10 protein-coding genes are annotated in these 13,678 nt (G+C 66.4%); 4 read left to right on the plus strand and 6 right to left on the minus strand.

The features are described from left to right. Positions 1–171: 171 nt before the first annotated feature. Entirely contained in the window at positions 172–2,841 is a 2,670-nt protein-coding gene (gene mutS / locus AC5P6X_RS08165; protein ID WP_425530069.1) for a DNA mismatch repair protein MutS, read from the minus strand. Positions 2,842–3,082: 241 nt separating this feature from the next. Here mutS and AC5P6X_RS08170 point away from each other — a divergent pair, with 241 nt between their 5' ends. After that, the gene (locus AC5P6X_RS08170) at positions 3,083–4,345 is read left to right on the plus strand and encodes an O-antigen ligase family protein (RefSeq protein ID WP_237398738.1); all 1,263 of its coding nucleotides are present in this window, start codon (positions 3,083–3,085) and stop codon (positions 4,343–4,345) included. Further along, positions 4,345–5,337: a glycosyltransferase gene (locus tag AC5P6X_RS08175; protein WP_329755892.1), complete on the plus strand. Its 993-nt coding sequence runs from the start codon at positions 4,345–4,347 to the stop codon at positions 5,335–5,337. Before AC5P6X_RS08170 ends, AC5P6X_RS08175 begins: the two co-directional genes overlap by 1 nt. Positions 5,338–5,367: 30 nt before the next feature. On the opposite strand, the gene AC5P6X_RS08180 is transcribed toward AC5P6X_RS08175, so the two are convergent. Further along, entirely contained in the window at positions 5,368–5,760 is a 393-nt protein-coding gene (locus tag AC5P6X_RS08180; RefSeq protein ID WP_049451902.1) for a barstar family protein, read from the minus strand. A 282-nt stretch (positions 5,761–6,042) separates the two neighbouring features. Between AC5P6X_RS08180 and AC5P6X_RS08185 the strand changes: the two genes are divergently transcribed. Together AC5P6X_RS08185 and AC5P6X_RS08190 are read left to right on the plus strand one after the other, a co-directional pair. Continuing rightward, entirely contained in the window at positions 6,043–8,265 is a 2,223-nt protein-coding gene (locus AC5P6X_RS08185; protein ID WP_123959409.1) for a methyl-accepting chemotaxis protein, read from the plus strand. A gap of 165 nt (positions 8,266–8,430) precedes the next feature. After that, on the plus strand, positions 8,431–8,799 hold the full coding sequence (locus AC5P6X_RS08190; protein ID WP_032965667.1) for a glycine zipper 2TM domain-containing protein: 369 nt from the start codon (positions 8,431–8,433) through the stop codon (positions 8,797–8,799). A gap of 128 nt (positions 8,800–8,927) precedes the next feature. Here AC5P6X_RS08190 and AC5P6X_RS08195 read toward each other — a convergent pair whose 3' ends face one another. From AC5P6X_RS08195 to AC5P6X_RS08210, 4 genes are read right to left on the minus strand one after another with little or no spacing between them, the layout of a single operon-like run. Beyond that, positions 8,928–10,055 (minus strand): ABC transporter permease, encoded by a 1,128-nt coding sequence (locus AC5P6X_RS08195; RefSeq protein ID WP_123958338.1) that lies wholly within the window; start codon positions 10,053–10,055, stop codon positions 8,928–8,930. Continuing rightward, positions 10,052–11,239 carry an ABC transporter permease gene (locus AC5P6X_RS08200; protein ID WP_329755890.1) on the minus strand — a complete coding sequence of 396 codons (1,188 nt, stop codon included), beginning with the start codon at positions 11,237–11,239 and terminating at the stop codon, positions 10,052–10,054. The genes AC5P6X_RS08195 and AC5P6X_RS08200 overlap by 4 nt, the downstream gene beginning before the upstream one ends. After that, positions 11,224–12,237, minus strand: a complete 1,014-nt coding sequence (locus AC5P6X_RS08205) for an HlyD family secretion protein (RefSeq protein WP_033834499.1) — start codon at positions 12,235–12,237, stop codon at positions 11,224–11,226. Before AC5P6X_RS08205 ends, AC5P6X_RS08200 begins: the two co-directional genes overlap by 16 nt. Next, positions 12,230–13,630 carry a TolC family protein gene (locus AC5P6X_RS08210; protein ID WP_099605770.1) on the minus strand — a complete coding sequence of 467 codons (1,401 nt, stop codon included), beginning with the start codon at positions 13,628–13,630 and terminating at the stop codon, positions 12,230–12,232. Before AC5P6X_RS08210 ends, AC5P6X_RS08205 begins: the two co-directional genes overlap by 8 nt. Positions 13,631–13,678: the final 48 nt, after the last annotated feature.

Genomic DNA, 13,678 nt, shown 5'->3' on the forward strand with positions numbered 1-13,678 from the left:
GAAGACGGGGTGGAACATCTTCACTCGACTTTAGCTAGGGCCAGATGAAATGAATAATCGAATGATCCATTCAGGTTGATAGTTTTTGTCAATTGAAACGTGGAATAAGATTTACGGGGCCTTCCATAGGCCTCCCGCATGGCGGCGGGAAGCCATGTGTGCGCCCTGCGGTTACAGCAGCGTTTTCAGCCGATACAGCGCTTCCAGTGCCTGCTTTGGGGTCAACTCGTCCGGATCGATCGCCGCCAGCGCTTCCTGCGCCTTGCTGGACGGTGCCGCGAACAGGCCGAACTGCTGCGGTGCATCCAATGCCTGGGGTGCCAGCTCGGCGGCATGGCTTTCACCACCGCGCTGTTCCAGCTCGGCCAGGCGACGGCGTGCCTGTGCCACGGTGGCGCGCGGCAGGCCGGCCAGTGCCGCCACCTGCAGGCCGAAGCTGCGGTTGGCCGGGCCGTCTTTCACTGCGTGCATGAACACCAGCGCTTCGCCGTGCTCGACCGCGTCCAGGTGCACGTTGGCGATGCCGCTGCGGCCGCCCTCATGCTGTTCGTCGGCCAGCGCGGTCAGCTCGAAGTAGTGGGTGGCGAACAGCGTGTAGCAGCGGTTCTGGTAGGCCAGGTGGCGGGCCACCGCGTCGGCCAGCGCCAGGCCATCGTAGGTGGAGGTGCCACGGCCGATCTCGTCCATCAGCACCAGCGAATGGGCGGTGGCGTGGTGCAGGATGTAGCTGGTCTCGGCCATCTCGACCATGAAGGTTGACTGCCCGCGGGCGAGGTCGTCGCCGGCGCCGATGCGGGTCAGGATGCGGTCGATCGGGCCGATCACCGCCCGGCTGGCCGGCACGAAGCTGCCGATGTGGGCCAGCAGCACGATCAGCGCGTTCTGCCGCATGTAGGTCGATTTACCGCCCATGTTCGGGCCGGTGATGACCAGCATGCGACGGTCCGGATGCAGGTCCAGGTCATTGGGTTCGAACGGCTGTTCGCGTACCGCTTCGACCACTGGATGGCGGCCGCGTTCGATCTTCAGGCACGGCTCGGCCTGCAGCTCCGGGCGCGCCCAGTCCAGCGCCTGCGCGCGTTCGGCGAAGGCGGCCAGCACGTCCAGTTCGCTCAGCGCAGCGGCACACTGCTTCAGCGGTTCCAACTGCCCGCCAAGGGTGTCCAGCAGCTGCTCGTACAGGTACTTCTCGCGCGACAGCGAACGGTCGCGCGCGGACAGCACCTTGTCCTCGAATGCCTTCAGTTCTTCGGTGATGTAGCGCTCGGCATTGGTCAGCGTCTGGCGGCGGGTGTAGTGCACCGGCGCACGATCGGACTGGCCCTTGCTGATTTCGATGTAGTAACCGTGAACGCGGTTGTAGCCCACCTTCAGGGTGGGAATACCGCTGCTCTCGCGCTCGCGCAGTTCCAGGTCGACCAGGAACTGGTCGGCATGGGTGGACAGCCGGCGCAGCTCGTCCAGCTCTTCATCGAAGCCATCGGCCAGCACGCCGCCGTCGCTCAGCTTCAGCGGCGGCATCTCGGCGATGGCGCTGGCCAGCAGCTGCGCGCACGCGTCGTGTTCGCCCAGCGCCGCATGCAGGGCCTGCAGGCGCGGCGAGTCCAGCGGGGCCAGCACTTCGCGCACCGCCGGCAGCAGGCCCAGGCCGTCACGCAGGGTGGAGAAATCGCGCGGGCGCGCCGAGCGCAGCGCGACGCGGGTGAGGATGCGTTCCAGATCGCCGAGGCGGCGGAACTGCTCGCGGATGTCGGCGTCCGCACCGCGATCGATCAGGGTTTCCACCGCGTGGTGGCGCTGCACCAGCACCTCGCGCAGGCGCAGCGGGCGGTGCAGCCAGCGGCGCAGCAGGCGCCCACCCATGGGTGTCACCGTGCTGTCGAGCACGCCCAGCAGGGTATTGCGGGTATCACCGTCGACACGCGTGTCCAATTCCAGGTGGCGGCGGGTGGCGGCATTCATCGCGATCGCTTCGCCGGCTGTTTCCATCGCGATCGAAGTCAGGTGCGGCAGGCGCTGCTTCTGGGTTTCCTCGACATAGCCGAGCAGGGCGCCGGCGGCGGCGGTGGCACGGGGCTTGTCATCGATACCGAAGCCGCTCAGATCGTGCAGCTTGAAGAAGTTCAGCAGCTGGCGGCGGCCGCTGTCCGCGTCGAACAGCCACGGCGCACGGCGGCGCACGCCGGTGCGCTGGCGCAGGAACTCCGGCCAGTTCTCCTCGTCGGGCACCAGCAGCTCGGCCGGCTCCAGCCGTGCCAGCTCGGCTTCCAGGGCGTCGTCGGTCTCCACTTCGTTGACCAGGAAGCGGCCACCGGCCAGGTCGGCCCAGGCCAGGCCGTAGCCCTGCTTGCTGCGCGACAACGCCATCAGCAGGGTGTCGCGGCGCTCGTCCAGCAGCGCTTCGTCGGTGACCGTGCCGGGGGTGACGATGCGCACCACCTTGCGTTCGACCAGGCCCTTGGCGAGCGCCGGGTCGCCGATCTGCTCGCAGATCGCCACCGACTCGCCCAGCGCCACCAGCCGTGCCAGGTAGCCTTCGTAGGCATGCACCGGCACGCCGGCCATCGGGATCGGCGCGCCGCCGGAGCTGCCACGCTGGGTCAGGGTGATGTCGAGCAGCCGCGCAGCCTTGCGCGCGTCGTCGTAGAACAGCTCGTAGAAGTCGCCCATGCGGAAGAACAGCAGCAGGTCCGGGTAGTCGGACTTGGCTGCGAAGAACTGCTTCATCAGCGGGGTGTGTTCCTTGGACGCCTTGGCGTTGCTGGTATTGTCTTTTGTATCAGTCACTTGGGGCGTTTCGCGTCTTGGGCAGGGCGTCAGGGCGTGACCACGCGCAGGCATGGCCGGAGAAGTCATTAGTGTAGCGACCTGGGGGGGTCGATGATCCGCGGCACCCGCGCTGGGCCCGGAGGCTGTCCGTGTGCCAACGCCTGCGCCCCTGCGCCGGCACTTTGGTTGATTTCCCCAGGGTCCCACGGTAGTGTCAGCCCCGGCGATCTCCGCCAAGCGGCCTCCATGGAAAACGGGGCGACTTATCCCCGGGCGGGCGTTGATGGAAAGAACAAGCATGACTGCAGCCTGCATGGCCGCCGAACCTCGTTACACTTGGCGTACCGTCCTGCTGAGCATCCTGGTCGCCATCGTTCCGCTTGCCGGCTCCGCACCCTACACCTTGCTGAAGGCGGTGCTGCTGCTGGCCCTGCTGGTCACCGGCGTGGTTCTGATTCGCCGCCAGCCCGATGTCCGCCTGCGCTACCGCATCGCCCGGTTCATCGTAATCGTCTGCTTCCTGCGCCTGGCCTATGCCTTCTACAGCATCCTCTGGCACGGGCTGCGCTGGAACGAGCTGGATCTGCCGGCGCAGACACTGCTCTACCTGGGTACCGCTGCTGTGTTCGCCACTGCGCTGGACTGGCGCCTGATCTGGAAGATCTTCGCCGTGTCCACCCTGGTCTTCGGCGGGTCGTGCATCGTGCAGCACCACGTGATGGGCCTTGAACGCGCGCACGGTTTCAGTGGCGGCGAATGGACGGCCATCGAGTTCACCATGGTGACGCTGTGCATGGCGTTGTTCTCGGTCATCCGGTTGATCCAGCCCAATGTGCATCCGGCCGAACGCTGGCTGCACGGCGTGGCCATCGCCGTCGGCGTGTACGGTTCGATCCTGGCGCAGAGTCGCGGGCCGATCCTGGCGTTCATTCCCGCCATGCTGATGGTGATTGTGGTGCACGTCCGGCGAACCCGGCGCTGGCGGGGGGCACTGGTCTTCGTCGGTGCCCTGGCCATTGGCGTGGTCGGCGCCACCTCGGTGCTGAACCACGAGGTGATCCAGCGCTTCGGTGAGGTCAGTGGCGAGATCTCCGGCTTCAACCAGGAAAACGAGGTCGGCTCGGTCCGCGAGCGCATCGCCATGTGGGGCGTGGCGGTCGACGCCTTCGCCGAGCATCCCGTGGCGGGGGTGGGCCTGAACCAGTTCGGTACCTATGCGCGTGAGGGCATCGCTCGCGGCGAGGTGTCCGAGTCGATCTTCCGCTACAACCACCCGCACAACGAGTACCTGGAAGCGGCGGTGACCGGTGGCGTGCCGTTGCTGCTGCTCATGCTGCTGGTCTTCATCCTGCCCGGCATTCATTTCGTGCGGCGCCTCGGCCACGCCGACGACATCACCGCGACGATCGCCATCGCCGGACTTGCCGTGGTCATCGTCTATGCGCTTTCGGCGTTCACGGACAACGTGTTCTACCGGGCGATGCCGCATTCGTTCTATTTCTACCTGGTGCTGGGCTTCATGATGGCGACCGCCTTGCCGGCGCGTAACCTGCATCGGCCAGGGAGTCCGTCCTGATGGCGCATATCCATCTACTGGCCGCCGACAACCAGCGTGGCCTGTCCCATGACATCCAGGTGATCGAGCGCTCGTTGCAGCAGCTCGGGCACACGGTGACGGTCAGCCGCCTGGACGCGGTGCGCAATGGTGGCGCCTGGAAACTCCGCGGAATGCGCCTGCGCAGGCTGCTGGCCTCGTGGCTGAGCCTGGGGCGCACGCCCGCCCGGTTCGACGTCAACATCTCGCTGGAGCATGTCCGGCCGGCAAGCTTCGGACTGGCCGTGGTCAATCTGTTGATTCCGAATCCGGAATGGGTGTCCGCACGCAGCCTGCGGATCCTGCCGCGGTTCGATGCGTTGTTGACCAAGACCGAAGAAGCCACGCGCATCTTCAACGCACTGGGCATGCGCGCGCTGGAAGTCGGTTTCTGCAGCCGTGACCGCTACGACCCAGCGGTGCCGCGCAGGCCGCGCAGCTTCCTGCATGCGGCCGGTACCAGTCGCATGAAGGGGACGGCTGCACTCGTCAATGTCTGGAAGCGGCACCCTGAGTGGCCCTTGCTGACCATCCTGCGCGGCGGCCCTTCGGACGAAGATGAGGGCGGGGCCGCGAACCTGCGGATCGTCCGCGAGCGGCTGCCCGACCAGGAGGTGCAGCGCCTGCAGAACGAACATGCGTTTCACCTGTGCCTGTCGCAGACCGAAGGCTGGGGCCATTACCTGGTGGAAGCGATGAGCTGCGGCGCGGTGGTGATCACCTGCGACGGCGCGCCGATGAACCAGATGATCGACGACAGCCGCGGTATCCTGGTCGCCGCGCACGAGGGCGAGCCCTGCCATCTGTCCAGAACCTGGCATGTGGATGAGAAGGCGCTGGAACAGGCCGTCGAGCGCGCGCTGGCGATGGATGAGGCCGAGTGGACCCGGCTGGGCGCCAATGCACGCGCATGGCACCTGGCCAGCGAGGTGGCGTTCCCGCGCCGTCTGGGCGATGCCCTGGCCAAGCTCTGAGCTGATGTGGGGCTGGTCGCCGCAGCCCGCTCAGCCAGGCACCAGGGTGATCTGCGGATGGCTGCCGAAGATCTCCATGACGATCTCGAAGTAGGTCTGTCCCTGACCAAGCGCCAGTGCCGTCAACTGAGCGTGGATGGCCGCACCGTTGAACCTGCCGCCCTGAGCGAGTTTCGATTGCAGCCAGGCGCGCGTGGTCTCGCGGCCCAGTGCATCGCGGCTGTGGGCGATGTCACGCCACACCACCGTGGCGATGGCATGGCCTGCGAGAGCGCCGTAGCCGCCGTGAAGCAGGTCATCAAGCGCATCCAGGCTTGCGCCCAGTTGCCAGTCTTCGTCGGCCATGAACACGCGATTGATTTCCACGTAGAGGCTGGCGATGTCGTTGATGGACGCGCCTTCGATGTGCAGGATCCGTGTCATCTGCGGACTGTAGCTCTCCCGGGCGGCGGTTGTGTCCGGCTCAGATAATCCAGGGCCGCTTCGGATGGAGCTGGCATGATTATGGTGTTAAATCTGCGTGATTTTCATCGGGCGCTGGCGTGTCAGCGGTATTCGATAATGATATGGCGCCATTATCTGCCGCCTTGTTTTCTGACTGCCTGCACAGTTCCATATATTTGGATCGGTCCATATATAAAGTCCCGTAAAGTTTCCCTTCGCTGCGCCGCCATCGAACGTACGGCCACGATCAAGGGAATTGAGATGCTTGCCTTACGTAATCTCCGTGTGGGATCCCGGCTTGGCGCCGGCTTCGGTCTGCTGCTGCTGTTCATCATGGCCATCGTTGGCCTGGTGCTGTATGGGAATCAGCTGAAATCCGCCCAGTTCGAGAAAGTGGTGGACGTCAACATGGTCAAGATGCGTTTGTTGAATGACATGCTTGATACCAACAACGCGGTGCTGATGCATCGCCGCCTGATGGTGATCAAGCGGGGTGAGGATTTCGACAAGGATTATCAGAAGGCGCAGGAGCTGTCGCAGACCTACGACGGTATCTGGGCCAAGTACATCAAGATTCCACGCGACGCCACTGGTGATGCCCTGGTGGCGAAAATCGACGCGGCACGCAAGGCCACCGACGCCTCCACCCAGCATCTGCACGAGCGCATGAAGGCCGGCGATTTCGACGGCGCGGCCAAGGAACTGCTGGCCGAACATGGCCTGGCGACGGCCTGGAATGAAGCCATCTCGACCCTGCTGCGGCATCAGGAGGCGCTGACAGCGCGCAGCCGCGAGGAGTACCGCGCGACCGAATCATGGACCGGTACGTTGTCGATCGTGTTCGGTGTGATGAGTCTGCTGCTGGGCTCGCTGGCGGCATGGGCGATTACCCGCAGCCTGACCCGTCCGCTGGCAGGGGCGGTGAAGCTGGCCGACGGTATTGCCGGTGGCCGCCTGGACAGCAGCATCGACGCGTCCGGCAACGATGAGGTGACCCAGCTGCTCCGATCAATGCAGCGCATGCAGGCGCAGTTGCAGTCGGTGATGGCGGCGCAGGGTGAACTGGCCCGCCAGCACGACGCGGGCAGCCTCAGCTATCGCATGGACGAGAGTGCTTTTCCTGGCGACTACGGGCGCATGGTGCACGAGACCAATGCGCTGGTCGGCTCGCATGTGCAGGTGCAGAACCGGCTGATCGAAGTAATGAAGCATTACGCCCGCGGTGATCTGTCAGTGGACATGGATCCGTTGCCGGGCGAGAAGGCCGCAATCACCCAGGCCATGGACGAAACCAAGACCAGCCTGTCGGCGATCAACAGTGAGATCCGCCGCCTGGCGACGGCTGCAGCCGCAGGCGACTTCAGCCTGCGCGGCGATGAAGATCGCTTCGCCTATGAGTTTCGCGACATGGTGGCCGGGCTCAATCGCCTGATGCAGACCACCGACGAGAACCTGGTGCAGGTGTCGACCCTGCTGCAGGCGATCTCGCGCGGTGACCTCACCGTGCGCATGCAGGGCGACTTCCACGGCGTGTTTGCCCGCATGCGCGATGACTGCAATGCCACCGTCGATCAGCTCAAGCAGATTGTCGGCCGTATCCAGTCCAGCGCGTCCAGCATCAACCTGGCGGCAGGCGAGATCGCGTCGGGCAACACCGATCTGTCGCGTCGCACCGAGCAGCAGGCGGCGAACCTGGAAGAGACGGCGGCGTCGATGGAGGAGCTAACCTCCATCGTGAAACAGAACGCCGAGCACGCACGACAGGCCAACCAGCTTGCCATCGGTGCGCATGGCGTCGCCTCGCAGGGCGGCGAGGTGGTCGGCCAGGTGGTCACCACGATGTCGGCTATCGAAGCCTCGTCGAAGAAGATCGCCGAGATCATCAGTGTCATCGACGGCATCGCGTTCCAGACCAACATCCTGGCCTTGAACGCGGCGGTGGAAGCTGCGCGTGCCGGCGAGCAGGGGAGGGGCTTTGCGGTGGTGGCCAGTGAGGTGCGCACGCTGGCGCAGCGCTCGGCCGGTGCGGCCAAGGAGATCAAGGGCCTGATCGAGGATTCGGTCGGCAAGGTCGCCGATGGATCGGCGCTGGTTCGTCAGGCCGGCACCACGATGGGCGAGATCGTGGCCTCGGTGCAGCGCGTGACCGACATCATGGCCGATATCTCTGCCGCCTCGCAGGAGCAGAGCTCGGGTATCGAACAGGTGAACCAGGCGGTGGTGCAGATGGACGAGACCACGCAGCAGAATGCGGCGCTGGTGGAAGAAGCCAGCGCGGCGGCACGCTCCATGGAAGAGCAGGCCAACCTGCTGGCCGAGGCAGTTTCGGTGTTCCGCACGGGGGCGGTGACCGCCGCCGCAGCGGTCCGCCCGGCGTTGGCAGCCGTGGCGGCATCGGTTGCACCGGTACGCCGGCCGGCGGTGCTGCCGCCGCGGATGGAACCGACGCTGGCCGCCAATGCGGGCGGTTGGGAAGAGTTCTAGCAGAGGGCAATGCCGGTAGGAAGACAGCGCCCATCACGATGGCTGATCGTGATGGGCGCGGATTTCTTCCTGAACGCGCGATGGCCGATGAGGCGGCGGATACGCGCATTTCACTTCCGGTTGCCAACCGCAGGAGGACACTTGCGCCATACCGGAACTCAGGAGATGGCCATGAAGACCTCGACCCGATTGCTTGTGCTGGGCACGCTGCTGGCGGCTTCGTCGGTGGCCGGTGCGCAGACGTATGGGCCGCGCGATGAGGGACGCAAGTTCAATGACGGCAGCCGCGTGGTCTGCAAGAACGTGGAAGTGCAGCGCAACTCGCGCGATCCGAACCGCATCACGGGTACCGCTACCGGCGCAGTGATCGGCGGCCTGCTGGGCAACCAGGTGGGCGGCGGTAACGGCAAGAAGCTTGCAACCGTGGCCGGCGCCGTGGCCGGTGGTGCGGCCGGCCGCCAGATCCAAGGCAACCAGCAGCAGAAGAACGGTGACCGCGTGGTTGAACGTCGCTGCGAACGCGTCTACCGCTGATCGGTCACAGCCAGACCTCGTTTCCCCTTCCACACCGCAGTACCCGAACGCCGGCCCCACGCCGGCGTTCTTCGTTGCAGGAAAAAGGGGACGGAGGGAATTAAGTCGCAATCCCCCAAGCCGGCCGTTTACGACTTAATCCCCTCCGTCCCCTTTTTTGCGAGGAGGCGCCAGGTGGCGAGGCTGCCGTAGAGCAGCAGCAGGACGGTGAGGGTGATCAGTTCGTGGCTGACGTCGGCCAGGCTGGCGTCCATCTGGTTCAGCCGCACCATCAGGTTGATGCCGGAGGTGGTAGGCAGCAGCTGCGCCAGCCAGACCAGCGGTTGCGGCGTCATCACTGCCGGCCACGACAGGTTGGCCAGGAAGAACAGCGGGATCGAGGTGGCGATGATGTACTGGAAGGCGCGTTCGCGGGTGCGGAAGAAGCTGCCGACGAACAGACCGAAAACCACGGTAGCGGCGATGAACAGGGTGCCGCCCAGCAGCTGGCCCAGTGGGTTCCCGCCGCGCGGATAGTCCTGCACCCAGGCGGTGAACCCGGCGTACCAGAACAGGCCGAACAGGCCGATCAGGCCGAAGCCCATCGCCATGCCGGCCAGGGTCGGCAGGTCGAAGCGCAGGCGCCGGCCGAGTGCCAGACGACGACCACCGAGCAGCACGCCGATGCCCATCAGCAGGGTCTGGTGCACGATCAGCTCGGCCACGCCGGGCACGATGGCGCTGCCATAGCCTTCCTGGGTGTTGTACAGCGGGCGCTGCACCAGGGTGACCGGCGGCGCCTGTGGCGCGCCCATGAAGGCGGCCTGGCCGACCACGGCGTCACGCCCGAACGCGCCCAGTGCGTCGGCCACGCTGCCCAGCACCCAGCTGGCACGGCCCAGGTAGGCGCCGTTGCCGAGCAGCACCAGCTTGGCCGGGTGGCCGCGCAGGATGTCGCGCTCCAGGTTGGCCGGGATCAGCACGATGCCTTCGGCGTGGCCGGCTTCCAGTTGCTGGCGCGCACTGTCGATGTCCGCCGGTTGCCCGACCACGCGTGCAACGCGGAGTGCATCGAGCTTGCGCAGCAGCTCGCGGCTGGTCGCGCTGTGGTCCTGGTCCACTACCAGCACCGGCAGGTTGCCGGCCACCTGGTGACGGTACGCGGCCGGGTAGAAGAAGGAATACAGGATCACCGCGCCGACCATCACCACGATCGCGTAGCGGTCGCAGAGCACCGCCATCAGGGTCTGCCGCAGGCTGCGCCAGATTGCGCTCATGCGTCGGCTCCCGCAGGCTGCGCGGCTTCCGGCGTACGCGCGAAGGCGATCAGGCGCAGGCCGCCAATGCCTCCTGCCACCACCGCCATCAGCAGCAATGTGGCCAACGGCCACACCGAAACCTGCAGCGGCGAACCGATGAACTGCTGCTGGGTCTGCAGTTTGATGTAGGCGCTGAGTGGCAGCAGCTGATGCCAGATGCGGGTGAACAGGGGGCCATCCAGCACCGGGAAGGTAGCGCTGGAGAACGCCAGTGCGGTGCCGATGCTGAGGCCGACCGCGGACAGCGCGGTACCCATGTCGCGGGTGACGCCGACGAAGAACAACGCGTAGGCGGCCGTGGCCAGGTAGAACAGTGGCTGTGCGAGCAGCAGCAGGAGCACGCTGCCGGCCACACCATCGCCGCGCAGCCAGGCCAGGTAACCGATGCCGAGCGCGCCATACAGCGAAAACAGCAGGATGTACGGCGTGACCTTGCCCGCAATCACCGACCACGGCGTTCGACCCAGCCAGGCGGGCAGGGTGCCGTCGCGGATCTCGCGGCCGAGGCTGCTGGCCACCGCAAGTGCCAGTACCAGCGACAGCACGGCAGGGAAGATCAGCGGCAGCAGGAACAACTCGTAGCTGCGCGCAGGGTTGTACAGGATGTCCGACTGCACCGCGATCGGTGCCGCACGCAGTTTGCCTGGGCCGACCTGCAGGCCGATGCGTTCGCGCAGCAGGCGTGCGTTCCAGGCCGAGACTGCGTCGCCGATATCGCGCGACGCAGATTGGCCGGTGGTCATGTAGGTGGCGTTGTAATAGGCGAACACCGTGCCCTGGCGTCCACGCAGCGCCTGCCGGGTGACATCGCGCGGCACCAGTACGATGGCAAACACGTCCAGCCTGCGCAGCTGCGAACGCGCGTCCTCCAGGTCCGCCGGCTGGCTGGCGATGCGTACGCCGGGGCTGGCATCGAGCATGCGCAGCAGCAGGCGGCTGTCACTGCTGTGGTCGAGGTCGACCACGGCAATGGGGATGTCGCGCATCACCGATGGCGAGAACATCCACGCCATCACCGCCAGCATCAGCAGGGGCAGCACGGTGACCAGCAGCAGGTCGGCACGGTTGCCGCGCAGCGACTGCAGCTCGCGCCGCCACGAAGCAGCGAAGCCGTTGCGGTCCGGGCTCAGTGCTGGGGCCATGCGAACAGCACGCTCATGCCGGGGCGGAAGCCCTCGATGCGGCGTACCGGGCGCACCCGCACCTCGAAACTGCGGACGTCGTAGCCGGACGACTGGCGGGTGGTACGCCAGGTCGCATAGTCGCCGGCAGGGTTGATGAAGTAGACCTCGAACTCGCCGTCCAGGCCGAGTGCCGGCACGTTGCCCTGCAGCTTGCTGCCGATCTTCAGGCCCTGCATCTGTGATTCGCGCAGGTTCATCGCCACCCACATGCGATCGATGTCGACCAGGGTGAATACCGGGTAGCCGGCCGGCACCAGTTCGCCCGGGTCGGCCATGCGCTTGTTGATCTCGCCGGCCACCGGCGCGCGCCCTTCTACTTCGGCACGCGCAGCGTTGACTTCGGCCACCGCGCCCTGCGCCTGCTGCACCTGGCCCTGAGCGGCACGCTTGTCCTGCTCGCGTGCGCCGGCCAACGCCATGTCGTACTGCGCGCGCGCGGCACGGGCCAGTTCGCGCGAACTGGTGGCCTGGGCATGCGCTTCATCGCGCTTCTGCCGGGTCATCACCCCTTCGTTGAACAGGTTCTGCACGCGCTGGTAGGTGGCTTCGGCCAGCGTTGCACCGGCTTCGGCGCGCTTCCAGTTCGCTTCGGCGGCGCGGATGTCTTCGCTGCGCGCGCCTTCGTCGGCCTTGTCGGCCACCGCCTGTGCGGCGGCCAATGCGCCGTGGGCCTGCTGTTCCTTGGCGGCCACTTCGGGGCTGTCGAGCAGGAACAGCACCTGCCCGGGCTGCACGCGGTCGCCCTCGCGCACCTTCAACTCCGCCACGCGCGCGGTGATCTTGGCGGCCACGTTGATGGTGTCCGCGTCGGCCATGCCCTGGATCTGGTCGGCCGGGCTGCGCCAGGCCAGCCACAGGCCGAGCACCACCGCGACCAGCAGCACCACTACCAGGATCGGGCCCAGGCGGCGCTTGGCCGGGGGTGTTGTCGCATCGTCGTGCAGCACATCACTCATGGTCGATCACCTCGTCCGCACGGCGCCGGAATTCTTCAAAACGGTCCATCTGTCCACTGACCTCCAGCAACTGCGCCAGCGCAATATCGTATTGGTAGGCGGCCTGTGCGCGCTCTACACGGGCACCGCCGAGGCCGAGCCGCGCGTCGATCACATCCAGCGAGGTGGCCTGGCCCTCGCGGAACGCCAGCTCCTGCAGGCGCAGGTTTTCCTGTGCCTGGGTGATGCTGCTGTCGAGCAGCACGTACTGCTGGCGCGCGGTTTCCAGTTCGTTCCAGGCCTTGCGCACGCCCAGCGCGACCTGGTTCTCGGCCTCGCGCAGGCCCGCTTCGGCCTGGTCCTGCTGCGCACGCGCGGCGCTGATCTGCGCCGGCCGCGAGTTCGGCGACAGGAAGGTGTACTTCAGGCCGATGCCAAACGCCCAGTCCGGATCGGTCAGCATTTCGTCGCGGCGGCGGAAGTCGTACTGGCCGAAGGCAAAGATCTGCGGTTTCAGCTTGGCCTGCTGCACGCGCACGCCCTGTTCGGCCTGCGCCACCATGGCCCGCAGGCGTGCGATCTGCGGCTGGCGCGCCTGCGCAGTACGCTCGAAGCTGGCCACCGGTTCCAGCGGCACGCGCTGCACGAACAGCGGCGAAACCGGCTGCACCTCGCCACCACTGCGCAGCAGCGTGGCCAGTGCGGCCTTCAGCGTGGCCAGGTCGTTCACTGTCTTCTGGTATTCGCGCTCGGCCTTGTCGCGGGCCACGGTGGCCTGCAGGCGCTGGGCGCGGGTGGCGAAACCCTCGCGTTCCAGCTTCTCTGCATCGGACAGGTGGCGGTTGAGGCCATCGCGCACGTCACGGCGCACGTCCACCGCCTGCTCGGCCAGGCGCTGCCCGAAGTAGGCCTGGGCCAGCTGCACGGTCAGCGATTGACGTTGTGCTTCGCGCTCGGCGCTGGCCTGTTCGTGGGCGGCACTGGCCGCACGCTGCGCGGCCGGAATCACGCCGCCGGTGTACAGCGGCAGCACCGCAGTGACCACTGGACGGGTGCGCCAGTCGCGCTCGGTGAACGACAGCGGCGAATCGATGCCGAAGGCTTCAGCCACCGGCGCCAGTGAGCCCAGCGGCAGAGTGAGCGTCTTCTGGAACTGCAGGCGGCGCACTTCGCCGGTGATCTCCGGCAGGCGCAGCAGCCGGGTGGCGTCCTGCAGGTCCTGCTTGTTGCGAACGGCTGCATCGGCAGCGGCCAGCGCATCGGAGACCTGCTCCAGGCGTTGCCGCGCCTGTTCCCAGTCCAGTGCGGGTGCATCGGCACTGCTCTGCGCTGCCGCCGCAAGCGGCAGGCAGGCTGCCAGGGTCAACGCGACTTTCGCGCGGTGCATCCTTGTACGTCGGCCGATCACGCCCATGCCGTCCCAGTGGTAAAGAAGTGCGCAAACGGTAGTGCGCATCGTGTG

The sequence above is a fragment of the Stenotrophomonas sp. YJH_SMC_40 genome (assembly GCF_059368615.1).